We start from the raw sequence: 24,474 nt of genomic DNA on the forward strand, positions 1-24,474 counted from the left end.
TGCTTTCAAGCGGATCCTTCTGATTTGTTTGTTAAATACCCCTGAAATAATGACAAACGCCCTCTGGCGATACTTAAATTATACCACATTTTCAGGACTGTGTAAACAAATTTTTCAGATATCACTTAACATCGGCGGAAATTTTATATTATATAAACAGAGAGGTACGGATCTGAATGATTGTGTTGATCTGAATGCTTTTATAGCGATCTTAAGAAGTTACAATTCGAAAAACTACGTAAATATCAGGAGGAAAAAGATTATGTTAAATGAAAAGTTAATAAGTGCAGCACTTGAAAGCCTTGCAAAGAACCCAGAAAATCTGAAGATGCCGAATATACCGTTGCCGGTGATGGATGCAGGAGTGTTCTGGAATACGATAGGAGAAGGCGGAGGCTACAAGCTCGAGCAGAATATGATAACACAGCATTGCAGAATACTTGACAGAAACGGAATAAGACGTGCATGGGGATCTGAAGCGGCGATGGAAAGACTGATGATGCAAATGGCAGGATGTGAAAGAAGTCTGGATACTGAATAACAGAAAGGAGTAAAGAATTATGAATCTGTTTAAGATACCGTATTTCTGCAGAAAAGAACGTTACGATGATGCTTCTGAAAGCGGCAGCTGCCTACGTTTTTTAGAGGATTATGAGGAATCTGGTGATTACAGCGAGTTGTATGCTCCGGATGATTGTCCGTACTGTAATGGTACTGGGAATTCCTATACCGGAGGGGCTTGTGTGAACTGTAATGGAACAGGTAAAATCAGAATTGAAAGTGAGGTGAAGAGATGATTTATAACAGAATAGAATATATGACTTGTATGTGTTCTTTTAAGACGATGTGGAGAGGATGTTCCAGTGATAATTGTATTTATAATACGGCTAATATGGACATAGATGCGATGAGAAATGAATACTTGCGCAAGGATATAGAGCAACTGAAGGAGAGAACAAAGAATCTGATACAAAGACTATTGAAAAGCAGATACAGATAACAGAAACAGCATATCCTACTTTGTTTACGTAAAGCAGGATATGCTGTTTTTGTATATTCGGTATTGATTACGGCTACGATAGTAAGTATATCACGGGGTTAAGAAATTGATATCATGCCCTGAATAAGATTCAGAAGCAGACCTGAATCTTCCGAAAATACGGTTTCTTCAAGGGAGAAATTAATTCTCTCGTCAGTATCGTTTGATTCGACGCAGGAATAAAATTTAATGTAGTCAGCAACGGCTTCCTTATATTCTTCGAGTGCCATCTTGCTGCTTTCTATTCCTTCGAGTTGTGCAGCAAATTTATCAATAGAGGACTGACAGTCAGAAACATCAGAATGTAGGTTTTTGAACTTATCGATTATTGCACCGGTTTCTTTCTTTAAAACTTCGCTGTTGTATTCCTGTATTTTTGATTCGATATTATCGAGAGTTGCATCTTCAGGAAGCTCTTCATTAAACAGTGCCTTGTAGTTTTCAGCGCAGATATTCTGGAGTTTGCTGAATTCAGTTAGTTCCTTGAGAATATCAGTTATACTCTTGGATTTGAACATTGTATTACTTTCAACATGAGAGCGAATGATATCGATTTTCTTGTTTAAATTTTTATATCTGTTTCGAATAGCTTCAAGTGAATTCTGCAGTTGAAGTATCTGTTCGGTCATTATAATCACCTCAAATTCATATGGGACAGCCCTTATAGTTACGGGCTGTCTCATTATTTAATACTGTTGTTTGCTTAGTCTTTCAATTTCATCTGATGTTAATAAAGTAGTATGCGCAAGTTTGTTGCGGCATTCTCTGTAAAAAATCAGATTGCTTAAGTCTGAATGACTTACTTCAATTTTGCCTGAATCACATAAGAATTTCAAGTTTCCCAGCTCAAGACAGGAAATATCATCGACAGAATTTCCAAAGTATATAGCCAGAGCTTCTGCACCCGGAAAATCATCAGCATACTTGTTTATGAACCAGTTCCTGAAATATTCAATTTCAGAATAAAATATTTTTATCTGTGCTTCACGGGTTATTTGATTCAATTCTCCTGAGATACTAAAATTGCTGGAATTACTTCTTAGTTCTTTATTAAGAGTTTCCTTGACTACATAGTCTGTGTGAAATGCAAGTTTTTTTCCGTTGCGGGCAAGGTTCGCAGCTAATTCAATATCATCTCCGGCAAGTAATGAAGCAAGTTCAGCTGAATATCTTTTTATTACGCTGTTTTCATTTCTTTCATTTTTCAGGGATGAAGTGATCATGAAAGAGAATATATCAATATCATATTTCTGAAAGTAATCTCTGGCTGACAGATTTGTAATGCTGGATTTGATATTGTTTTCAAAACAATTTTCAATAATAAAGCTGCACATATTAGTGTTTGGCTTATGATACTTAACATATCCTGAAACAAAATCGATCCATGCATTAGTTGTTTGTTTATCCGTACATTTAATAAGGAGAATACTGTTTTTTAATACGGATGAATGATCGTTTTCAGCCACAAATCGTTCAAATCCGATTGCTGATCGGTATTTTTGCTTTAACTCAGGTTTGAAATATTTATCTTTGATATATTCACCCGGAGGTTTGTCTCCGATTTCATCAGCATATATTACTTTAAATATTCTTTCTGATGTTGTACACTTTTCTGACAGGATCGATTCGAATGTTTCAGTCCATGGAAAATTACCATCGATGCTGTATACCAGGCTTTCTTCACTGGCTATTCTGTCAGTGATGTCTTCTATAAATCTTCTGGCGTTGGGCACTGAATTCCACCAAAGCATATCCATAATATCAGGCCTCCTCGCATGAATAATCCATGATCATATTCTCTATTTCTTTTAATGTTCCGAGAAGCTGAAGGAAATTGTATCTTGCAAACAGATATTTTCCGTTCGGATTTTTTCTTAATATGTTAAGCTCGCACAGTTCATCCATAAGCGCCATAAGCTTATCGATATCGATGTTCTTAATTTTATGAACATCATAATCTTCAGCCGTTTTATAGATATCTTCAGCATAACAACCGTCTGTACTGTCACTGGTATAGTTACAGTATGCCATCAGAACAACAATTATGTGATAGAAGTTGTCCGTATCAAGTTTAAGTGTTATCTCAAACTTATCTTTTATCTGTTTACGGAATTCTGAATCAGCAAGTACTTTTTTGATGTGATCTTCGGTAACCTCATATGGTGGTGAAGTCGTTTCATCAAAAACTGTATCGTATTTTTTGACTGCTTCAATAAGCTTGGCACAATAGAAATGAATTAAGCCCGGGAAGTAGTTGGTGTTTGCCAGAATAAGCGATACAAGATAGGACTGATCCTTAGGAAATCTTATTCCGAGATAATGCAGCGGCTTTTCAAGAAGTTCACAAGCCTCAGTGTATGTAAAAGGCTTGATTGTATACTGTCTCAAATGAGCTATAACACTGTTGTTAGCCATTGATTTCTCTTTTTCAAATTTCACAAGATTACGAAGACCAGCGATAACAAATTTAAATCTGTTTACGCCAATACTCTGAATATCTTCAAGATCATCAAGCGGAGAGTAATTATAATTCTTGCAGTCTTCAATAAAGGTATCTGTTTCATCAATAAGAAGCAGCAGATAAGGAATCTTGACCTCTGTTTGAGAATTAAGGCGTTTCTTTATTGATCTTGAAAGTAAAGACCAGTCGCTGGTTTCGCTGCCTTCAGGTAATATACCTTCGTCAACAAGAGCAGCTGAGATCTTCGCAGCTGCTTTGGCACAGCTGCAGTCTTTTATTTCAACATAAACAGCTCTGTCCCCGTTTTCGTTATTATTTATATCTGACTTTGCCATTCTGAGAAGAGCAGATTTTCCAAGCTGTCTTCCGCCGCTGATTATATTTGCTCCCACAGGAGATTCAATGTCTTCCAGCTGAGCCTTTCTGCCCATAAACATTTCAACAGGAATAGGACGGGCTGAATCTACAGAGTACGGCTGGAATGAAGAATAAGGCATTGTGATCTCCATAAGAACTCTGTTGATTGTATTTTCAGTGTAATGTTTAGCAAGATAGAATATTACTACACGGTCTATGACGATGAAAATTTTATCAAAGAATTCTTCCTTGATTTTACGGGCTAAAGTTCTTCTTTCTGAGTCGTGTAAAGCAAAATCAAGAATTACAAGTGTGTGGCGAGTAGTACCTATTTCTTTGAATTTGTCAATAAGTCTTCTTGCGTCATACATACCGAAAAGGCAGACAACTCTGAATCCGTTTTCTTCAGCCAGCGAACCAAACGGTGATATAGGATGAGTGTAATTTTCCTTCTTTCCGTTTGTGCTTCTGATCAGTTCTATGCTGTAACTGTTGTAAGTAGTCTGATTTGTTTCATCAACACTGACACTGTTAACAGGGAAACCAAGTGTAGATATAAGATTTTTCATTCTGTCAGGATTCCGATGATTTCCTGTCGGGAAGTTATCAATAAGTTCGATGCCTCTTTTAATATCTTTCATAGGACTTCTGGAATTCTGAATAATCTTTTTAAGGTTTCTTGACTTGTCATTAACAAGTTTATAGTTTTCAGAGTATTCATCAATGAAACTTTGCAGGTTGTCTTCATCGAGTAAGTCGTCCTTATTATCAAAATCATTATTCTGAATACGCTGAAACAGGTCTTCTGCTACTGTGTAATTCTGCTTTTCAAGCATTTTTCGTGCTTCATTTATGAATTCCTCAGCCTTATCAGTCTTGTCGATGTTTGCTGCAACAGTATCAAGATTAATTCTAAGAGATTTTTCACGTATCTTCGCTTCAAGTTTTATAGCTGATTCAATATGTGAAATAAGACGAGCAAAATAACCAAAGTTATGTGTGTTCTCATTTTTCACATACTGAATAGTGACCATAGCAAGAATCTGTTCTTTACGGTCGGTGTCTATCTGTCCGTAACTCTGTGAAAGTTCCAGCGATCCCTTGAAGTTTTCGAAATCTGATCTGAACTGCTTTATTGCTTCAGCGGTATTAGCTTCGATATTATTGTTTTCCTCATCCCACTCTTTTTCATGATCAGCAAAGTAGATTTTTATGAGCTGTGCGCAGCCGTAATCGTCTGCCATATTATCGTCTGTTGAGGAATCTGACCTGTAGAATATTTCATCTATTCTTTCTTCAAATGTTCGGTCAGGACGCTTTGAGTGGCGTATAATGCAGTCAGTTGGCATAAAATCATTGACGATAATAGTGTGACCTTTAAAATCAGGTAAAAAATTATCATCCAGAATTACATCACCGTACTTAAGAAAATCGATGTAATAATATTTTGCGTCGATTTCATTGTAACTGCCATTCATTCTTGCATTGAATTCTTCGAGCGTAGACCTGATACATCTGTATCCGGCCTGTAATTCAGCATTGTTACTGTACTCTGAAATTTTATTGTCAATACATACAATAGAATCTGCAATGGCAGTCTTTATTACGTTCTTATCCTTGTCAAATCCTTTTGCAGCAGGAGTATTAACAGAGATGTGAATATAGTAATACCAGTTGCATATAACAGATACTATTTTTGTTATGCTCTTAAGAATGTTGTTTCTGAGTTCACTTGTCAGCTTTGAGGACTGCTGTTTGTCGCGCTGAGTTTTGCCTGCTTCAGTCCAGAAATAATCTATATAATCGCTGATAGCCTGTTTTTTTGAAATTCTCTGCTTTAATCTCTATGTTTTCGTCAATGAAGTGTGAATTTATGAAATCATGAACGTATTCTACATAAATTTCTTCAGAGCTGTTATCGGCAACGATTTTCAGACACTCTGCCAGAGCATTTTTTTCTTTGAAAATCATTTTCTTCATGTCAAGATAACGAGGAAGAGGTGATTTTTCTTTTACAGGGGTTGTGATGTATGTGTAATACAGGTTGGAAGCTTCTTTGGAGATATCACCAAGAGTTTTGTCTCGAATTATATTCTCCTTGAGTCTGTAATCAGCAACTGCATCAATTCCCATGCCATTTAAAGATTTGAAACTTTCAAGCTTGTATGCTAAGTCTGCAAGGTCAGCATTGTTTTCAATTGGTTCCAGACTCTTCATTGCAGAGTACATCTGTTTACAGCTGTAGTCATGATGAGCGGTGTTATAAAAAAGAACACGCAATTCAGCACAAACCTTCAGACAATCAGAGAATGTGCCTGGTATGCTTTCGATATCATCGAAGATATTCATCACTACATCTGAAAGATATATACCTTTTTTATCAGGGGTATTTAATGCAAATGATAATTCATTTTTTAGGTTGCTGTATTTAGCTTCCGGAGATACAACTCCAAGATATGCGGATGCACAGTACGCTTTTCCAATGTTGATCAATGAATAGACATTATTCATTACAGTTTCTTCTGTCAGGTTCTGAGTATCGTATACCATGCTGTAGTCAGCAGTTTTGGTGTCAGAAGTAATGCTGGTGTCTGAATTGATTTCTTCTATTATATCGGCGATTGAATCTATTGATTCAGCTACAGCCTTTTCATCTATTGCAGATACAGCAGTGATATCCGCTTCAGGAGTTATTATAGTTTCTTCCGAATCAGAAACTGGTTCTGATGTATGATTATTTTCATCGGTCAGCTCTTCAGAACAGTCATTTGACAATACCGGATTTTTAAGTTCTGTTTTATCAGATTTTCCTGAAGATTTATACTTGGCCTTATGAAATTCTGTAGCCGTTTCTACTATATTTTCAACTGTTGTTTCTTCCACGGATGAAAGATTATAATATTTTTTTTTCATTAACGCTGTATCCATAGAATCTTGTGGATGCAAATATACCATTTAATGATTTCAAAAAGTTCATAAGTGACGTGCATTCATCAAGATTGTCTGATACAAGAAGAGAAAATTCAACTTCATTTTCGTCATATCTCTTAATCTGAAAATCAAGAGTATTCATCAATGAAGTGATATTTTCTTCTTCTGAAAGGAAACATGAGAGATAATAGAATGAAGTTTTGTGTTTTCCGTATATATAGAAAGCAGAAAAATAATCATCAGTCAAATAATCCGTGCCGATAACAATGCCTTTAGAGAAAAAATCTAAATAAAAATTCCTAATCACCAAGTATCCAATTCTTGTGAGTATGATGTTGGAACTGTTTTCTTCATCTAGTGGAATAACATTTGCATGTTCAAGATCCCATGGGTTTTTAGCTGCTGTTGTAAATCGTTTAAACCAGTCAGCATTTGTTTTTTCTTTAAGACAGTTGATAGCCTTGGATGTAAGGCAATATACAGGTTCAAATCCTTCAATTGTGTCTTTGCGAATATATCCCAGTTTAAATAATGAATCCAGCATCAGTTTATAATCAAGATCGACGTTTGCGTATTTATGCCCCTTTTTCAGAATGGATTCAGTTACATAATGGAATTTTGTGAAAGCATAAAGGATAAAACCATTACCTTTCCCGTATTTTTCAATATCTTTCTTAAAGGTTTTCTGCGGCGTTTTCTTTCCGTCATCTTTATCTTCTACGTTCGTGGAATAACCTTCTCTTGGTTTAACTGTGATGTTAAAAGAATTGAATTTTTCAATTTTAAGTCTTTCTGATTCGTCATCCGAAGCATCGCCGGCAGATGACGCAGATTGATCTTCAACAGTTGCTTCCATCGGTTGAGTGGCATTATCATCGATGTCGGTTTCTGTATTCATGGCAGAATCTGAACAATGGGCAGCACTTGTTTCATCTGAAGACTGTTCAGTTATATTGTCAGCTGAATCCAATTGTTCAGATACCGGCACTTTCTCTTCATTTGAATCATCAGTATCTGACATTGATTCGAACGAAAGCTGAAGCGGTTCACCTGAGTTTGCTGCGATAAATTCATCAAGATCTGTCATCAGTGATTTATCAATATAAAGATTATCCTGAAGCAATAAGAGTAATAGTTTTTTACTGTCAGAGAAAATACTTTCTTTTCTGGAATATTCGAGTTTATCATCGCGTGAACTGTCATCGACTATCCGGTAAAACTCTTCATACGGTTCAACAGCCTTGGTGTATTCGTCAAGTGTCAAATCTTTGTCATTCAGTTCTTTAAGCTGTTCTGAATACTCATCAAGATACTTCTGGCATTCTTCAACTTTGGAACGGATGCTTTTGAATTTTATGATAATATATTTCGCTTTGCTAAGAAGCTTTTTTTCTTCGAGCTGTGCTTCGTAACTTTCAACATTTGATATAACTTCATTAAGTGAATCAGAACATTTTTCGCCTGGAAATATCTCAGGATAATCTTTCTTGAGTGTATCCTGAGAATTTTTGAGTTCGAGAAGTGTTTTCATCGTACTCGAAATAACATCCGGATTAACAATGCTTTCAGTCTTTATGTTTTCACTTATGAAATCAATGCTGCGTTTTAGTGAATCAAGACATTTAGCGATAGAATCAAGAGTGTTACGTATTTTAGCTGTGTCTGACATTTATTTATCCCTCCTGTTTATATCATAAAGCGAACGTGCTTTTCTTAATAGAATAATTATAGCATATCGATTATAAAATTTCAATAAAATCGAAATAAAATATGCAAACTGTTGCATTGGAGGTGAAAGCGTGTTTTTGAAAATGACAAATGATTGGGTAAATAGGCGTTAAGTTAAAGTGACTGCGTTGTGAAAAATGAGAAAACTAAAAAAGATTTTTGTATTTATCACTTAACATAAGCAGAAATTTTATATTATATAAACAGAAGCCGATAAGATGGAACGGATCCGAAATATCACTGTCAGCTAAATTAGGAAGTGACAAATCTGAACTACATATTAACAGGAGGAACTTAAAATGATGAAAAATAAAAGTGCGTGCATAACTTGTCCTTTTGCTGTTCAGTCAATGTTAAAAGGAAGCCAGTGCGAACATTGCATACATAATAATGTGGAAACAATGATGATTGTAGGCGAATATACCGCGAAGACTGTAGACAGAATTGTAGAACGAATAAAGGAATTTGCACAAAAACTATTGAAAAATCCGATAAAATAATATATAATATACAGAAAGGATGATGCTGTTTGAAAATATTGTGGGTATCACGTCATAAAATGACTAAAGAACAGATTGATGATTTAACAAGGATCTATGGTGAGGCAGAAATAATTCAGGTCGATCAGACGATAAACAGAGCAGAGGATATATTAGCAATAGATGCAGATGTTTATGCAGTTGTTCTTCCGATTGATATTATTGCTGAATTAAAAAAACAGACAGAAAAAGATGTAATAAGACCCGTATCAAGCAGAGTGAAATCAGATGTAACAAAAATCAATCCGGCAAATGGTCTTATGGAATCAGAGTATATCTTCAGGCATGAAGGCTGGCAGCGTATAAACAGAATAGAAATCGATACTGAAATTTTGTGATAAGGAGTAAATGACATGGCAAATATAATTATTATGAATCTAAGCAAGTTACCGCCAGCTTTGCCGAAGAATTCGACTGATAATAAGGATGACTCCAAGACTCCAAATGAAGTTGATTATGACGGTGGGAAATTTGGCGTGATCAAGGGGTTATATACCGCTGACGCTCCGTTAAAGTATCTTATAGAGTACATAAAAAGTAAAAATGAATCTGTAGATAAAATACTTACTGTTGTAACAGATGAAGCTAAAACTGCTTTTGTTGCGTTAAGGGAAATGTTAAAAGTTTATGATCCAACTGTACCTGAACCAATAGAAATACCAGGTGAGGATCAACTGAAAACTGTACAGGAGATAATTGATAAAGTTGAGCCGAATGATAAAATTTATATTGAATCTACCGGAGGGCTCAGGAACACTACATATACTCTTATGACTATTGTAAGAATTCTTGAATATTCTGGTGTTACATTTGAGAAAGCGGTATACTCAAATGTTGGAGAAAAACGCATAGAAGATATTACATCTACATACCGAATGTTCAACCTCATAAATTCAGTTAATAGTTTTACTTCTTACGGAAGTGCATCTGAACTGGAAAGTCTATTTAAAAATAATGATCATGAAATAATAAGCGAAACCATAGCTGCTATGAAGGATTTTTCAGATGACATTACGTTGTGCCGCACATCACGTCTGGATTCTACTCTTGAAAGGCTTAATGAGTGTTTGATCAGACTGTCAACTACTAAAGTTACCAGTAAGGAAGCAATATTATTCAAATCACTTTCCAAGGTTATCAGAAAAAAATTCTATATGGATAAAGATAACCGGAAAATTGAATATACTGATGTTGTCAGATGGTGTCTGGATAATAAGCTTGTTCAGCAGGCAGTAACGGTTTTTACAGAAAAGATGCCAAAGTATTTTTTTGATCATAATCTTTTTACTGTTGATGAAAACGAACTTGAAGTAATCAGAGAAAAAAATAAAAAAAGCAGCTTCGGACTGGAATACGAATTGTTTTACAGTGGATTGATGACATCAGTTCCTGTTCCAGATTATGCAGATGATTTTCAGAAAATTGTTAAAGCCGCTGACTTTGAAAAGAAATCAGTAGTTTTAAAAAAGAGTGACGAGAGAATTATATATGAGGCTCTGTGTGAATGCGAAAATATAACTACATTCCGAACTCGTATAAGCAGTAAAAAATTCGGGCATAAATATGATATTGATACGCTTAGAGATAATCTGGATAAATACTTCAAAGTTAAAACGTTATTGTATGATTCTAGAGGGAATATCCGAAAAATCAATTTTGAAGAAGAATTAAAGGATTATCCTGAAATAAGTGAATGGTTCTTGAAAATTAAAAATCCTAATACTGTAAAAGGATTCATTTCATCGGTAGTTAATGACGGAAAGATTTGCGAAGAGTTATTAAACTTTAAAACCGAATACAGCGATAATCATTTGAATTTTATTTCATGGATAGACAAAAAAAGTGACAGATGTATGTATTCACTGAATACAAAGGCGACCGTTGATGAATGGAAGTCAATATTTATGGATATATATTATATCAAGACTTTTATCAGAAACAACCTTAATCATGCCAGCGAAGATGAAGTTGATGACGAGAAGATAAAGTTTTTCTCATCCGATTCACGGTATATTATTAACACTGATTTTTCAGTGGAGTATATAATTAAAATTCTTAATGAAGCACTTAATAAAATTGAAAAAATTTCATAACAGAAAAGGAGTAATTAATCATGAAAAAGTTTTATACAATCAGTCCGTTTCAGAATCCGGAAACAATGAAAGAAGGGGTTGTATATACCCCTGAAAACAATCCGGATCTGGAATTTGGCGCAACCTCATTTCCTATTATCCCTGTTATTAATGCCTATGCTCAAAAAGGTGAACAGATTGAGATAATAACTATTACGTCTGAATCTACAGCTGGTTTTGATAATGCAGAGAAAAACAAGGAAATATTCATTCAGTCACTGGAAGATTTAAAAAAGCAAAAAGGTTTTACTTATCATGAGACACCTATTACAATACCTTTTAGCAGTGATATTGATACACAGATTGAAATGTTTTCGAAGCTGATAGATACTGCTGCTGATGAAGATGAGATATATGCAGATATCACCTATGGAACAAAAGTAATGTCTCAGGTGCTGACAATGAGCATCAATTATGCATATAGGCTTCATAGTAATGTTACACTTGGCTGTATAGTATACGGTGAAGTTGTTCATAATCCTGGAGAAAAGAAAGGGAAGATTTATGATGAAACTTCAATGAACTATATGGATGAGATCGTAAGACTGATGGCAGAAACAAAGATCAAGAATCCGACTGAACATATCAAGAGAATGCTTAAGTAATGGTGGTGATTGATATGAATAATAACAATGATGTTGAAAAAACAGTAAACGAGTTTGCTAAAGACTATTATTATGCCCGCAAGTCCGGTAATAAAGCAGTTATGGATAAGTGCAGAAATGCTATTATTTTAAAGATATATGAGCCAAATGCTTTTAGCAATAAGATCGTAAAAATAAGAGAAAATTACAACGAAAGTTCTGTTAGTTTTTCAAGGTTTTCATTTTGTGGTTACGATAGGAATGATGCAGTCAGTGATCTTACTGAGTTATTTATTAAGTTCATTGAAAAATATGACTATGATAAAAATCCAAATTTTGCTGCTGCATTTATTACTGCAATAAAGTGGGATATGAATAATAAGCTATCTAAAGATAAGGAAAGAAATAATTCAGAAAAAACTGACGATAAAGAAGCCAAGAAGCGGATACCAAGGGCAGAAAAGATTTCTGATATCGTTTGCGATGAATCCGGAGAACATTCTCTTTTTGAAAAAGTAGCAGATGAAAGTGAAAACATTGAAAACTTAGACCTTGACAACTCGCTGGAAACAATGAGAATAAAACTTATTTCGGTTATCACACTGTTTTATAAAAGAAATAAAGGCAAATCAGCTAGTCAGGTTAAGTATAGTTATTACAGGATCTTTACTACTGAAACGGTTGTTAAGGATATTCGTGAAAACAGTAATACCGGAATCTATGATTTTATGAACAAAAATGAGATCATGCAGACCCTTGATTGTGATTATATAAAATTCATTGCGTTCACTGATATGGAAAAACTCGAAGATATAATAAGCATGGCAATAAAAAAATACAGCGATATTATCAATGGTGCAGAAGACAAAATAATTATACTTGACAAAGAACCAAGGGTTATAATTGCATACAGAACAGCAGCAAACCTTGATGAAAAACAAGTAACAGCCGCCAATGTTTCTTTAATGAAGAAGAACTACAAGCAGGAAATAGAAGATATATTTAAGGAAAATGAGTTAGCATGTTAAAACAATATGATTTTGTATTCAGAACATCTGAAGTTGATAACATCCAATCAGAACCGGCAGTAAAAATACATGGAATTCTGATGCATAATATTCCCCAGACGGTCGCTCAGAAGCTACACGAAAACAAGTATCATCCGTTTTTCAATTTACTGTGTTCCTTCATCTGATCCGGAAAACGTTATAACTCGTATATCTTCACTTTCTTCAGAAGCAGACAGCGTTTTGTATGCTGCCTATAACCTTGACAAGGTGAAAATATCAGGACTGAAACCGGCAGAAATTATTAAACGCGGAGAAATCCATGAAGCAGATTATTCTGAGATCGCTGACAGTTTGTCAGGCAGTAAATTCAGACTGAATTTTATGACGCCTTCAACGTTTAAAACCGGAGGAACAGAGACAGGTTTTCCGGATATATCAATGCATTTTCTTTCAGTAATAAGGAGAATCAACGAATTTGAAGGTCTGAATATTTCTTTTGAAGATTTCAGAAGAGCGTTTTATAAATGCAGGATATTTGATTGGAATTTTACAAACTGTAAATATAACATCAGCGGTCGTTTGATTTCAGGAATGACGGGATACACTGTAATTGGTTTGCCGTCTGATACGGAGGTCGCTGCGCTTTTGAAGAAGATATTTGTGTACGCTTCTTTTTCCGGTACTGGTGCAAGAACCGGAATAGGTATGGGCGGTTTCTTTTTCGACGCAATGTGATTCACTAATAGTTATAATAGAAAAATGGTCCTTCCGGATTGTGACGTCCGGAATGACCGATTTTTTTATGTCTTATTTTCTTTCGGTGGGTAGTATGTAGGAAGTGAGAGATCATCGGCATCAATAGGCGGAAGCACGTTTCTGATATTCCATGCTGTGCCGGTACCGGTATCTCCGCGTCGGTTGTCAGTAAACCATTGGTGAATAGCGTTAGCGTTTTTATTCGTTGGGGGGGCAAAAACGTTATCAACAACAGGGTAACTGATAGTATAACCTTTTGCGGTATCTGTATTTGTAATAAGCATAAAATCTTTAAAGTATTTTTGTGATGTATCAAAGTGATTTTGCTTGATCAGTTCATCCGGATTTAGCTTATTGATGGAGTAGCTGAGAGTATCTCGTTCGAAGTTTCGGACTTCAACATCATTTACAGTAATTTTTACACTTCCAAGCCCTAATGGTTTGCCATGCCCCATCATAAACTGTTGTTTACTGTTGCTTTGGTTTTCACCAAGAGTTAAAGTCCATACAAGTTTTTCGAGCTGTTCGCTTGTTATATTTTCAAAATAAACATCAAATACAAACACATTTCCTGGTTTAGCAAGTTCCATGGAACAGTTTCTATTAGTTTTAGAACTATCATTATAATCATTCTTTGTAATATTAGGATGATGTAAATAAAATTTACGCCCATTTAGTTCAATGTCACATGACTGTATTTCTTCAGTCAGATTATTTTCATCACCAATATAATTGGTGATTTTGTAATCGTAAGTCCAGTATCTGCAATCACCTGGCTTTCGACTGTAAAATTCAGAAGAAGTAATTTTAGGCGAAGAAAGTTCATACAATAAAACATCTTTTTCTGAATAAAACTTTTCGGAAGAAAGGTAAGCATCGGAAAATCGAATTTTAGAAGCATAAGCCTTTTTGTAGGCTAACGTTCCGAACAGAAAACAAGCTTCGCATATCATTCCATTTATTCCGTGACGACAGCTTTTATGAGTACCTAGGAGATCTGATACACGATTTTTATAAACAGTGCGTCCAGATTGTGAAGGTAACAAATAAACATATGTTTTGCCGTCTTTATCAGTGGCTTCGTAATAAAAAACTGGATAAAGTATCGAACTGCTTGCTTTTTTTAAAGGGATAACCTCTTTTTGGAAATTCGGTTTGTATGGATCTGAATTTAAAACATCTTTTGCTGTTTTATCAGTTGAATTTTTTCTGTATATTTCTAAATTGATATTATAGTCTTTTATTGCTTTTTCAAGGTTGCAGCAGGATACTTGTTTTCCGGCTTTAATGACATAATATTTCTTGATTATTTTAGGATTTGTGTTTGGTTTTAATCCCTTTTTCTTTTCTTTATTGATTCGACTTTCAAATTCAACTTCGGATTCTGTTCCATACCAAGTGCGTTTTAATTCAAGTTCCTGAGGCTTGTATTCATTAAATTCTTTAATATTTTTGTATTTTTTCATTTGAGCACTATAAAGTACATATCGCCCTTTTTCATACTTGATAATTCCGGGTTTTCTTATCGCAGAGCTTCTTGATGACAATGTTTCGAAATCCTCATTATATACTGAAAAACAACCATTGCTTAAAACTTCGTATGCTGATCTGATCGCTCCGCGAATCTGACTTCCAGGAATAACAGGGTTTCTGTTAATACGATAGAACGGATAATGATAATGAGTGATTATTATTTTTTTGCCTTTTTTCTCTATAGGTATTTCTTCCGCTTCTTTCTGTTCTGTATCTGGAATAGCCAAAGGAGTTTTCACTTCAATTTTACAGTTTATCTTTCCGGTTAGAGTACCTTTTTCATATTCATTGTACGGATGCCTTACAACTTCATCACCTAAGCTAACAAAGTTGTAAGGATTAATAAAACGGCTTGGCTTTTTCTTTTCTTCCATTGAAACATCAGCTCCTTTTAAAAGATACTTACAATTCTGAAATCTGTTATTTCTGCGATTCCGTTTTCAGAATAATCGATATAATTTCTTATCTTCAGTTTTTTTGCATCCTCAATAGGCAGTGAATATTCTCCACCGCCTGTAGTTATGTAAGTTTTGCCGGATGATTTGGTTGTATCGATATCAAGAAACTGGGTATCATCCAGTATTCTGTTTTTGAAGTCCTTTTCAAATTCATCTGTCAATGATTCGAGTTTGCTTTTAAAGCAGTGATCATCGATTATACGACATATAAACTCCTGATTTATATCAGGACGTGAATACTTAATTTCACAGTCTGCGTTGAATATACGCATTTCAAGAAGCTTTGAAGGATCGGTGATTATATCATCACATGTAACACATTTAATGCTGTCAGTGTACATGGCGTATATGTAACTACCTTCACATTGATTTTTAACTTCGTTTATTATATCGTCTGCTTTAACTTTTCTGATCTCTTTGACATATAATTTCATGTTCATGCCTCGCTTTTTAATAGTTTATCTATATTCTCAGCATTGAGATACTCAGTACGGTTCTCACCATTGATAAATATATTTGTAACTTTAAACATACCTCTTCCTATTGAGGTAAGACCACCGATTGACAGGTAACCGTAATTAAGATCGAGAATAACTGCAGAGAGTAAGCGTCTGTTTTTTCTCATCTGTGTTTTTAGGTATAGTTATTAATAGGGAGGTAGTTCCGTTACAGCATGTTTCTTCTGTGTATAACGCACGCGATTGTGCTCCGGAGGTGAAGCGGTCAATAGCTGTTCTTGTTATTATCTTTTTCGTATTGTTTTTTATTGTTGATTCAGAAAAAATTATTTTTGAGGGCATAGTTTTTTGAGATTTTGTTATAACATAGCCGAATAATGCTTTGGTCGTTTCGATATCTGATAATTCTTCAAAACGACTTCTGAAGGCTCCAGCCCAGGTCGTGCCTGGGATAACAGCTTCCCCATTTCTAAGTTTCATCATTCTGTAATCCGGAACAGCTTTATACACTTTTTCTCCGTTATCTTTTATTCTTTCTACTTCACCAATTTCCGTAGTATATTCTCTTATTGAGAGTGGTCCGTTCTGTTCGAGACAGATTTTTATAACATCTGATTTTTCGTTTGTATTGCTGATTGTAACTATAGGCATTTCATTCCATGCAGCATTATCAAGAGGATCAAATTCCAGCCATGCTTTTTTTCCTTTAGGATCTGAAAAATCAAATTCAGCTTTCTGCATACGGCTTATTTCCACTATGCCATATCCTCTGTTTGTTTTCCTGCCGAAACGTAAAGCGGAAGATGATACTGCTTCGGCAAGTTTTTCTATATCAGACTGAAGAATTTCATTTTCTTTAGTTAGTTCGATGATGGTAACAAACTCAGCACCTGGTTCTATTACCTGAAAATCAAACTTGGCATTTTTTATAGCTACTTTATTTTTTAGCGCAACACTGTCTCTAACTTTAACAAAAGATTTCTTATCGAGATCAGCATCGTAAAAAATAACATGGCTTGATTCAGAAGAATTTCCGTTAATAAAACCGAAAATGTTTCTGCGCTTTTCTATATCAAACCAGTGTCCCAATACACCAGCGATAGTAGTAGCCGGTATATATGGTGATCCATCAAGTCTGGTGATAACATCGCTGTCAGACTTACGGTTTTCACCTGATCCTACAGAAAGAGGAGAAGTCAGTTTTAACTGCAGTCGATAATAAGTATGTTTCATTATTTCCATTCCCCCTGTTTCTTCATGTATTTAGCGATTGCAAGAATAATTATCAGATACTCTCTAGCTTTTTCCCACCCCTGTTCTTTTACATAGTGTTCAGCATGGGCGTTATTAATTAACCTTATTGCGTTTTTTCGGGTGTTCTCAATTCTGATGCTATTGAGTCTGTTCTTAAGATTATTTAGATTAGAAGCTTCTTCAGTCATAAGAGTTATTCTTCCAATTGCTGAAGGAGTAAGGCTGCGTATTGTCCGGTAATTATCTTTTGCGTATTTTATCGCTTCGCTTCTCATATCTTCTTGTTGCTTAATAACATTAGCAAGTTTGTTGATATTTGCTGCTGTATCTGAGAACGCTTCACGTTTTTTGTTGAGTGAACGACTGTTGTTCAAGAAGTTTTGAGCATCGAATATTCTTACTTTTCCGAATCCTTCATTTAGTTTTTCACCAATGTATATTACAGAATCAAACTCTTTTCCGGAAGCAGAGCATACTATAACAGTTCCGGCTGCAAATACTCTTTCATGTGGTCGCTGCATACGCATAGAAGTATTGAATCCTGATACAGTATGATACTTTATATTGCTTGATCTGTGAATTTCAGTTTGGTTAATGTCAATACCGAGTGCATTTATAAGAACAGCTGGATTTGATGATACAGTTCCGGTCTCATCACGTAAAATAACATCTGATTCGAGTATGAACATTACATTGCTGCTGACTTTAATTTTATCGTTCTTCAGTTCGGTTATTTCAAAAGCTTCAAGTTCGCATTTTGAATACTGAGCTGTCTTGCTTCGGCCAAATCTTATATCTGTTTTTATCAGAAGATCGGCAAGAATATTTATAGTTTCTCCGTCAGCAGTGATCGAACCTCTGAAATACTGACCTTTGGATAAGCAGGTCTGAGTGTATAGACCCTGTCCTTTTGAACTCAGATTATTATGATAAACTATTTCAGTTTCGGCTTTTTTTACTTTCAGCTGTGAATTGATATAACCGTCTTTTAAAGGCTTTAAAATTTTTCCCTCTGTTTTCTCAGTTACGAGATTGTGTATTCGTTTGGTTTCATCTGTTTTATCTTTTGCGAATACACCCGGAACAGGTATGTACTCATTTAATTCTTCATCAGTTACATAAAGATTCGAAAACTTTACATCATTATTCATGAATATTTTTCTGAACTGATCATCAATATTTCCGTTATTGTTTTTCAGGTAAGCCTGTCCTAGCAGTCCCATAACAGATGTGCCGCTTATATAATCCTGAGTTAAATTTACACCCTTACCAGGAATCATCAATGTGTCTGTATTTTTCACAGCATAATTAAGAACATAAGTTTTTTCCTGACTGCATTTGCTGAAACTGAAATTGTTTTTTGATTTTTTACTATCTACAAGCGAACACTTAACAACTCCGAAGCCTCTGTTTCTTTTATACCCTATATGACGCATTGCCTTGCAGATATCATAAAAATCATCTTCATATTCGGGAATTTCAACATCAGAAAAGAAAACAATTTTGCTTTTTCTATCCCACGGCAGGCTGTTTTCAAGAACTCTGGTGAATCTTAATGAATTGGCCTGGGCACTTCCGTTTTCGTTTATTGCAGTTGAAGCTTTTACAGATGTAAAAAGTTCTGTAACAGTCTTAGGATTAAGATGTTTTTTTGATATTTCACTTTCAATAGACTCGATATTTTCTAAGACAGCATCAGATATTTTTAATAAACCACTTTTACTGTCACCTGTTATTCCGAATATTTCATCTATATGATTTGCTTCAATATAAACAGCCGCATCGCGTAAAACACCTTTGAGTCTTTTAGCTGGAATATAAGGAATTCCAAATTTGTCAGTGCAGATATCTGTATCTATAACACTGCCAAATCCGTCCCCGTCAGCAGCACACAGATCAGAACAAAGTTCTATCTTTATTCTTTTCATGGTTGTTCATCCTCCTCTGTAAACCATATATCATAAACAAGAGAAACATCATAAACAAATCTTTCGAAATGATTTGTTATTTTATCGTCGCTGGAGTCGAGATCATCATATTTCTTTTTAAGAGATTCAAAGGAATCGTGGTATCTTGAAAGAATTCGTTCTGCTTCAAACGCAAAGTATGATGCACCTTTGAAAGAACTGTCACGCAAAGCTTTGATATTCTGTCTGCCTATAGCGGATAGATCTTTTGCATCGTCACAGAATTCTTTAAACCGTTTCAGTTCGTATGGTCTGTTGGTATAGTCTGCTTCCTGTTCAGCTCTTATTGTTTCAAGATCATTAACGATTCCACTGTGACAGTAATGAAAATCAATATAATTATCTTTACTTTCATTTTTTCTGGTTTTTTCTTTGCCGGTTTCGCAGCATGCTTCAGCAATTTTATAAATTTCTGAAAAAGGATCATGGCTGTGGAATATGGCGATGCCTGCACATGAAGCATTTGGAACTCCGGACACAAGAGGTTCTGAATTGTTAAGAGATTCAAAATATTTAAGAACTATATCTTTGGCAGCTCTTGCGTTACAGATAATTGTGATTTCATCGCCGCCACCGATGATTTTCCTGTATTTGTACCGGTCTTTAAGTTTGTCTTTCTTTTCTTGCGTTAAATCTTTTTTCTGGTCTATTTTATTTCTCGTTTCTTCAAGAAGTCTTTCAATTGACTTTATCGGATCATCTACAAAAGCTTTATTTGTATTCTGAGAGAATGCTCTGAGTTTATTTACGCATGTATCATAGTCGTTAATTCCGTGTGTTAGTGATTTTATTTTATTACCCATGGCATTTCCGTCTATGTAGATGACAGCAAGAAGACTTTCAGTATTTTTCTCCAGTACAAGAGAATCAAGAAGGGCAGTCTGTGAATCAGGATCTAGCGTACAATATTTGTTGTAAGCGTCTATTTTATGAAGTGATTCACATGAATAAGACTGAAACTGGTTATCCTTTTTTTCTTTTTTTACGACAGGCATCCAGGTGTTTCTGTCAAGCTGTGTAAACGGGAGGGAGTTGCATGGAAGTGAAAAAGAGCCTGTGTTTTTCTGCTTTTGATTTTCCTCATATAGTGCGCCTCTGTCTTTATTGAAATCGCCTGTGTATTCAACGCACGAGGCAATAACACTTATTGTATATGTTTCATCAAGAAGCATTTTTGAAAAGATTTTATTTGCTTTAAGGTAGATCTCTTTGCTTTTATACAGTACGTAAAGATTACCGCCGCCTTCATAGATTACAGTACCGTCATCTGATGAAGTTTCAAATTCTTTTACTGAGAAGGCTTTGCCTTTCCACTCGCTGTTGATGGTTATATCGTAATCCAGACATTTATTTATAAACATCTCATAAACATGAGAAAGCAGTGCCGAACCACCTGATATTTCTTTGATCTTGTTTGTACGGTATATATATTCCTGTTTGCTTCTGCAGTCATACAACGCAGTTATTAGTTTGCTCATTTTTATTCACTCCTTGTGCGTAAAATATGTATATAATAACTATATTGTATCAAGAAAAATGTGATGTGTCAAGATGTTTGTACTAAAAATGATTACAGAATCAGAACTTCAGGTGGTTTATCAAATGAAATATCTCCTTGATTTATAATGTGTACGCTTTCCGGCATTTTATATATTCGTATTGAATCTTCTTCTTTTGTTGTGCGTTCAAGTGCTTTGATCGCAGTCTTTTTTGATTTGTCACTAAACAGGCATTCAAAAGCGGAATACTGGATCCTGTATCCGTATTTTTCAAGGATCTTAACTACTTTTCTACGTCGTTTGTCATCACAAACATCATAGATCACAAGAAAATTCCTGTTAAGCATAATAGTCACCCCGTATAAAAGGAGTAAAACATTCAGGTTTTTCGTTCTGCAAAGCATTTTCATAAGAGTAGATCATCTGGTTAAGCAAGCCTTTAAAGTCGTTTGAAAAACCGTTTAAAGTGAATATCCGTTCAGATAGCTTTTTATGAAATTCAGATATTATCATGCTTCGTAAGCGCTTGGATATATATACGCTTCCGTCTGTATTGAATTCAAAATCATCATCGTTAATATCTGAATCAAGGACTTTAACGGCAGTTTTATCACATAGTTCACAGCGGAGACTTTCCATAAGATCTGAACTTAAGGCACAGTGACCGTTTCTAAGTTTATGAAAGAAACCCACAGAAGGATTCATGCCGTGCAAACTTATCAGTGATGAAAATTCACGGTATAACATGCTGTAAACAAAGCTTAAAACAGAGTTTACCGGATCGGTGCAGGGATGTTTGATTCTTTTAACAAATCCATATTTCTCATTGAATTTGTTTTTTAATTCTGAAAAGTATAAAGAGGCATAAGCTCCTTCAACACCCATGAGTTCTTCTTCTGTTTTTGCTTTTTCAATGTCGGATTCTTTAAATGCCTTCATTTTATTTACGTATTCCAGCTGATTAACTATTTTGGCTTTAATGTTTTGTTTCGATAGTTTCAGCCGTAATGCTGCCTTATCAAGAAGGGCAAACTGATTTTTTACTTTCATCACGGATTCAGTTCCGTAACCATTTGCCTGACATATGAACTGTGAAGCAGAAAACCATGAGATGCTTATACCGGCTTCACATAGTTTACATATGGCTTGAGATGTAATCTGGACATTCTTGTTTAATGCCAGATTATCGATGCTGTCTAACGGAAATTCTTTGCTGGCTCCGGCTTCAGTAACGACGAGCCGGTTTCCCTTAATACTTAACTTGCTTTCGTAATTGTCTACGTACAAGTTCATAAAAAAGCACGCTCCTTTATATAAATAATATTGGTACTTAATAATAGTACCTAATTATATAATATAAAAAAGTATGCAGAGTTAAGCGATAATAAATAAAAACAGCGTCCCGTGTATGGAACGCTGTTTTTTAACAGTAAAAAATATAAATTTCATTGTCAGATAGTCATATCAAATATGTTTGAGGACTTCGATATCGACTACAATCAGAAGTTTCAAACACCCATCGGTGAAGGGGGGTATACCAAACTCAGCACGCAATTCAGAGAGCTATATCTGCACTTAAGTTTCAAACACCCATCGGTGAAGGGGGTATACCAAACTCTTAAGCCGGAAACACTTAATCGTGTGATTAATGTTTCAAACACCCATCGGTGAAGGGGGTATACCAAACGGTCTCACGGTTTCGTAATCATCAAATGGATACCAATGGTTTCAAACACCCATCGGTGAAGGGGGTATACCAAACTACACGCAAATGGTACAGAAAGATGGTCAGATGAGGAAGGTTTCAAACACCCATCGGTGAAGGGGGTATACCAAACTTTAAACCGGATAAAATAAATGTCGATGGTAAAACCATTGTTTCAAACACCCATCGGTGAAGGGGGTATACCAAACGCAGCTCAGATGCCTGGAGCAACAACAACTCCTCCGTTTCAAACACCCATCGGTGAAGGGGGTATACCAAACGATATTCTAAAATGAATATTGAAGAATTTGAAAGAATCGTTTCAAACACCCATCGGTGAAGGGGGTATACCAAACTGTTTATTTTTAGTGAGAGGTGTTAAGAGATGATCACGTTTCAAACACCCATCGGTGAAGGGGGTATACCAAACGGCAAAGGTTCTGAATTAGAAGGAGCAGTAAATGCTGGTTTCAAACACCCATCGGTGAAGGGGGTATACCAAACGCGCATAATATATGCGTCAGTGAAAAACACAACGTCTTGAGTTTCAAACACCCATCGGTGAAGGGGGTATACCAAACTTCTTATCTGTAATTGTAGCACCGGCTAAATTAAACGTTTCAAACACCCATCGGTGAAGGGGGTATACCAAACTTTCCAGACGGATTTGATGATGTGGATTTCTATTCGTTTCAAACACCCATCGGTGAAGGGGGTATACCAAACAACCCACCCATATTTATGTATACAAAATATGTATACGAGTTTCAAACACCCATCGGTGAAGGGGGTATACCAAACTGTGTGCTATATGGGGTGCTGATAGAATAGCATATATGTTTCAAACACCCATCGGTGAAGGGGGTATACCAAACTTTACATGGCGAGACAAAGAGGAGGAATAATTTCAATAGTTTCAAACACCCATCGGTGAAGGGGGTATACCAAACCCCTCGTAATTACGCACTTTCAAGTGGCTTCATCTGATTTGTTTGTAAATCCCCCTGAAATAATGACAAACGCCCTCTGACGATACTTAAATTATACCACATATTTATGGCTGTGTAAATAAATTTTTCAGATATCACTTAATATCAGATGAAACTTTATATTATATAAACAGAGAGGTTAATCGGAATGACGGAACTTGATCCGGGACACTTTTAACCTCGGAAACAATATGTCATAAATTGAAAATTTCATGAATAACAGGAGGAAAAATAATATGATCAACGAAAAGACAACAAGAGCAGTACATGGAATTATCGGACTAGACCCTACAAAGATGAAGATGCCGAATTTACCGCTTCCGGCACTTGGTTCCGGACTGTTCTGGCATACTATAGCAGCAGGAGGCGGATATAGGGTAGAAAAGAATTCAATAACAAAATGCTGCAGAATAATAGACAGGTACGGAATAATAAGAAGTTGGGGAACAGAAGAAGCAATGCTAAGATTATTCTGGCAGATGTTATGGTGCAGACAATAAGCCGATAAAAATTTATTTTTTATTTATCGCTTAATCAGAACAGAAATTTTATATTAACAATACAGAGGACAAAAAACAGTAATGATTTCAGAAAGGATGATTTTTTATGAACGATAGTACTTATATCACAAGCTCAGTAGCGAATCCCATGATTATGAAGAAGATATACAACAAGTTAAACAGTAAGGATATCAAGCCACTTTCGTAAGCAGCTTACCGACATGAACTGAAAAACGGAAACGAAAATTTTTTCAGATATCACTTAACATCACCGGAAAATTCATATTATATAAACAGAAGGGAGCTGATTGAAATGATGGTACTTAATCCTGAATATCTGTAAAAGCAAACTTAAGAAGTTACAAATCTAAAACTATGTATAAACACAACACAGGAAAGGAAGTGATGGTATGCCAAGCATAGATGTAAGCGTAAGCTGGTAGTAGAATGATAAGATCTTGAACAGAAGAGAGGGGAACAGTATGCCAAGAATCGGTGTCGAAGTTGAGTGGTGACGAAACAAAAATCTGTAGTGAAAGACAGGTGGAATCGATGAAATACCCTACAATGGAAA

Annotated in this window: 21 protein-coding genes and 1 CRISPR repeat array; of the genes, 9 read left to right on the top strand and 12 right to left on the bottom strand. The window is 35.4% G+C overall.

Annotated elements, in window-relative coordinates; genetic code table 11:
• Positions 1 to 262 precede the first annotated feature (262 nt).
• Positions 263 to 541 (top strand): hypothetical protein, encoded by a 279-nt coding sequence (locus tag CC97_RS14980; protein ID WP_049962953.1) that lies wholly within the window; start codon positions 263 to 265, stop codon positions 539 to 541.
• 19 nt (positions 542 to 560) lie between these two features.
• Positions 561 to 797, top strand: a complete 237-nt coding sequence (locus CC97_RS14985; protein ID WP_044975884.1) for a hypothetical protein — start codon at positions 561 to 563, stop codon at positions 795 to 797.
• 301 nt (positions 798 to 1,098) lie between these two features.
• Here CC97_RS14985 and CC97_RS14995 read toward each other — a convergent pair whose 3' ends face one another.
• The 5 genes from CC97_RS14995 to CC97_RS15015 form a co-directional block, all read right to left on the bottom strand.
• Complete coding sequence (locus CC97_RS14995) at positions 1,099 to 1,668, bottom strand: hypothetical protein (RefSeq protein ID WP_044975887.1); 570 nt, start codon at positions 1,666 to 1,668, stop codon at positions 1,099 to 1,101.
• A gap of 57 nt (positions 1,669 to 1,725) precedes the next feature.
• Entirely contained in the window at positions 1,726 to 2,796 is a 1,071-nt protein-coding gene (locus CC97_RS15000; RefSeq protein WP_044975889.1) for a hypothetical protein, read from the bottom strand.
• A 4-nt stretch (positions 2,797 to 2,800) separates the two neighbouring features.
• Positions 2,801 to 5,335 (bottom strand): DUF4795 domain-containing protein, encoded by a 2,535-nt coding sequence (locus CC97_RS15005; RefSeq protein ID WP_044975891.1) that lies wholly within the window; start codon positions 5,333 to 5,335, stop codon positions 2,801 to 2,803.
• 301 nt (positions 5,336 to 5,636) lie between these two features.
• On the bottom strand, positions 5,637 to 6,770 hold the full coding sequence (locus CC97_RS15010; protein ID WP_044975893.1) for a hypothetical protein: 1,134 nt from the start codon (positions 6,768 to 6,770) through the stop codon (positions 5,637 to 5,639).
• The gene (locus CC97_RS15015) at positions 6,751 to 8,457 is read right to left on the bottom strand and encodes a hypothetical protein (RefSeq protein WP_044975895.1); all 1,707 of its coding nucleotides are present in this window, start codon (positions 8,455 to 8,457) and stop codon (positions 6,751 to 6,753) included. Before CC97_RS15015 ends, CC97_RS15010 begins: the two co-directional genes overlap by 20 nt.
• A gap of 358 nt (positions 8,458 to 8,815) precedes the next feature.
• On the opposite strand from CC97_RS15015, the gene CC97_RS15020 reads away from it, so the two are divergent.
• The 6 genes from CC97_RS15020 (at position 8,816) to cas6 (ending at position 13,516) form a co-directional block, all read left to right on the top strand.
• Positions 8,816 to 9,016 (top strand): hypothetical protein, encoded by a 201-nt coding sequence (locus CC97_RS15020; RefSeq protein ID WP_044975897.1) that lies wholly within the window; start codon positions 8,816 to 8,818, stop codon positions 9,014 to 9,016.
• A gap of 29 nt (positions 9,017 to 9,045) precedes the next feature.
• Positions 9,046 to 9,393: a hypothetical protein gene (locus CC97_RS15025; protein ID WP_044975898.1), complete on the top strand. Its 348-nt coding sequence runs from the start codon at positions 9,046 to 9,048 to the stop codon at positions 9,391 to 9,393.
• A gap of 15 nt (positions 9,394 to 9,408) precedes the next feature.
• A complete protein-coding gene (locus tag CC97_RS15030) occupies positions 9,409 to 11,148 on the top strand; it encodes a TM1812 family CRISPR-associated protein (protein WP_044975900.1) in 1,740 nt (579 codons plus the stop codon).
• Between the two features lie 20 nt (positions 11,149 to 11,168).
• The gene (locus CC97_RS15035; protein ID WP_044975902.1) at positions 11,169 to 11,792 is read left to right on the top strand and encodes a TM1812 family CRISPR-associated protein; all 624 of its coding nucleotides are present in this window, start codon (positions 11,169 to 11,171) and stop codon (positions 11,790 to 11,792) included.
• Positions 11,793 to 11,806: 14 nt separating this feature from the next.
• The gene (locus tag CC97_RS15040; RefSeq protein WP_156036931.1) at positions 11,807 to 12,799 is read left to right on the top strand and encodes a hypothetical protein; all 993 of its coding nucleotides are present in this window, start codon (positions 11,807 to 11,809) and stop codon (positions 12,797 to 12,799) included.
• A gap of 222 nt (positions 12,800 to 13,021) precedes the next feature.
• Complete coding sequence (cas6, locus tag CC97_RS15045; RefSeq protein WP_044975906.1) at positions 13,022 to 13,516, top strand: CRISPR system precrRNA processing endoribonuclease RAMP protein Cas6; 495 nt, start codon at positions 13,022 to 13,024, stop codon at positions 13,514 to 13,516.
• 65 nt (positions 13,517 to 13,581) lie between these two features.
• Here cas6 and CC97_RS15050 read toward each other — a convergent pair whose 3' ends face one another.
• The 7 genes from CC97_RS15050 to cas1 form a co-directional block, all read right to left on the bottom strand.
• Positions 13,582 to 15,444 carry a TIGR03986 family CRISPR-associated RAMP protein gene (locus tag CC97_RS15050; protein ID WP_044975908.1) on the bottom strand — a complete coding sequence of 621 codons (1,863 nt, stop codon included), beginning with the start codon at positions 15,442 to 15,444 and terminating at the stop codon, positions 13,582 to 13,584.
• Between the two features lie 17 nt (positions 15,445 to 15,461).
• Complete coding sequence (gene csx19, locus CC97_RS15055) at positions 15,462 to 15,962, bottom strand: CRISPR-associated protein Csx19 (protein WP_044975909.1); 501 nt, start codon at positions 15,960 to 15,962, stop codon at positions 15,462 to 15,464.
• Positions 15,963 to 16,106: 144 nt separating this feature from the next.
• Positions 16,107 to 17,228 (bottom strand): RAMP superfamily CRISPR-associated protein, encoded by a 1,122-nt coding sequence (locus CC97_RS15060; RefSeq protein WP_081850145.1) that lies wholly within the window; start codon positions 17,226 to 17,228, stop codon positions 16,107 to 16,109.
• The gene (locus CC97_RS15065) at positions 17,219 to 19,168 is read right to left on the bottom strand and encodes an RAMP superfamily CRISPR-associated protein (RefSeq protein ID WP_044975913.1); all 1,950 of its coding nucleotides are present in this window, start codon (positions 19,166 to 19,168) and stop codon (positions 17,219 to 17,221) included. Before CC97_RS15065 ends, CC97_RS15060 begins: the two co-directional genes overlap by 10 nt.
• Positions 19,165 to 20,685 carry a hypothetical protein gene (locus CC97_RS15070; RefSeq protein ID WP_044975915.1) on the bottom strand — a complete coding sequence of 507 codons (1,521 nt, stop codon included), beginning with the start codon at positions 20,683 to 20,685 and terminating at the stop codon, positions 19,165 to 19,167. Before CC97_RS15070 ends, CC97_RS15065 begins: the two co-directional genes overlap by 4 nt.
• Before the next feature lie 92 nt (positions 20,686 to 20,777).
• The gene (gene cas2 / locus CC97_RS15075) at positions 20,778 to 21,053 is read right to left on the bottom strand and encodes a CRISPR-associated endonuclease Cas2 (RefSeq protein WP_044975918.1); all 276 of its coding nucleotides are present in this window, start codon (positions 21,051 to 21,053) and stop codon (positions 20,778 to 20,780) included.
• Entirely contained in the window at positions 21,046 to 21,999 is a 954-nt protein-coding gene (gene cas1 / locus CC97_RS15080; protein WP_044975920.1) for a CRISPR-associated endonuclease Cas1, read from the bottom strand. The genes cas2 and cas1 overlap by 8 nt, the downstream gene beginning before the upstream one ends.
• A gap of 212 nt (positions 22,000 to 22,211) precedes the next feature.
• Positions 22,212 to 23,361: direct repeats of the CRISPR family, unit length 37 nt; unit sequence GTTTCAAACACCCATCGGTGAAGGGGGTATACCAAAC.
• A gap of 275 nt (positions 23,362 to 23,636) precedes the next feature.
• Between cas1 and CC97_RS15085 the strand changes: the two genes are divergently transcribed.
• Complete coding sequence (locus CC97_RS15085; protein ID WP_044975922.1) at positions 23,637 to 23,900, top strand: hypothetical protein; 264 nt, start codon at positions 23,637 to 23,639, stop codon at positions 23,898 to 23,900.
• Positions 23,901 to 24,474: the final 574 nt, after the last annotated feature.

It is taken from the genome of Ruminococcus sp. HUN007 (genome assembly GCF_000712055.1).
Lineage (GTDB): Bacteria > Bacillota > Clostridia > Oscillospirales > Ruminococcaceae > HUN007.

What these genes read in the sequence shown, in the direction of transcription:
- CC97_RS15050 (WP_044975908.1), bottom strand. Translation starts at nt 15,444, where the DNA reads ATGGAAGAAAAGAAAAAGCCAAGCCGTTTTATTAATCCTTACAACTTT.
- CC97_RS15070 (WP_044975915.1), bottom strand. Translation starts at nt 20,685, where the DNA reads ATGAGCAAACTAATAACTGCGTTGTATGACTGCAGAAGCAAACAGGAA.
- CC97_RS15010 (WP_044975893.1), bottom strand. Translation starts at nt 6,770, where the DNA reads ATGAAAAAAAAATATTATAATCTTTCATCCGTGGAAGAAACAACAGTT.
- CC97_RS14980 (WP_049962953.1), top strand. Translation starts at nt 263, where the DNA reads ATGTTAAATGAAAAGTTAATAAGTGCAGCACTTGAAAGCCTTGCAAAG.
- cas2 (WP_044975918.1), bottom strand. Translation starts at nt 21,053, where the DNA reads ATGCTTAACAGGAATTTTCTTGTGATCTATGATGTTTGTGATGACAAA.
- CC97_RS14995 (WP_044975887.1), bottom strand. Translation starts at nt 1,668, where the DNA reads ATGACCGAACAGATACTTCAACTGCAGAATTCACTTGAAGCTATTCGA.
- csx19 (WP_044975909.1), bottom strand. Translation starts at nt 15,962, where the DNA reads ATGAAATTATATGTCAAAGAGATCAGAAAAGTTAAAGCAGACGATATA.
- CC97_RS15040 (WP_156036931.1), top strand. Translation starts at nt 11,807, where the DNA reads ATGAATAATAACAATGATGTTGAAAAAACAGTAAACGAGTTTGCTAAA.
- CC97_RS15030 (WP_044975900.1), top strand. Translation starts at nt 9,409, where the DNA reads ATGGCAAATATAATTATTATGAATCTAAGCAAGTTACCGCCAGCTTTG.
- CC97_RS15035 (WP_044975902.1), top strand. Translation starts at nt 11,169, where the DNA reads ATGAAAAAGTTTTATACAATCAGTCCGTTTCAGAATCCGGAAACAATG.
- CC97_RS15060 (WP_081850145.1), bottom strand. Translation starts at nt 17,228, where the DNA reads ATGGAAATAATGAAACATACTTATTATCGACTGCAGTTAAAACTGACT.
- cas1 (WP_044975920.1), bottom strand. Translation starts at nt 21,999, where the DNA reads ATGAACTTGTACGTAGACAATTACGAAAGCAAGTTAAGTATTAAGGGA.
- CC97_RS15065 (WP_044975913.1), bottom strand. Translation starts at nt 19,168, where the DNA reads ATGAAAAGAATAAAGATAGAACTTTGTTCTGATCTGTGTGCTGCTGAC.
- CC97_RS15020 (WP_044975897.1), top strand. Translation starts at nt 8,816, where the DNA reads ATGATGAAAAATAAAAGTGCGTGCATAACTTGTCCTTTTGCTGTTCAG.
- CC97_RS15015 (WP_044975895.1), bottom strand. Translation starts at nt 8,457, where the DNA reads ATGTCAGACACAGCTAAAATACGTAACACTCTTGATTCTATCGCTAAA.
- CC97_RS15005 (WP_044975891.1), bottom strand. Translation starts at nt 5,335, where the DNA reads ATGAATGGCAGTTACAATGAAATCGACGCAAAATATTATTACATCGAT.
- CC97_RS15085 (WP_044975922.1), top strand. Translation starts at nt 23,637, where the DNA reads ATGATCAACGAAAAGACAACAAGAGCAGTACATGGAATTATCGGACTA.
- CC97_RS15000 (WP_044975889.1), bottom strand. Translation starts at nt 2,796, where the DNA reads ATGGATATGCTTTGGTGGAATTCAGTGCCCAACGCCAGAAGATTTATA.
- CC97_RS14985 (WP_044975884.1), top strand. Translation starts at nt 561, where the DNA reads ATGAATCTGTTTAAGATACCGTATTTCTGCAGAAAAGAACGTTACGAT.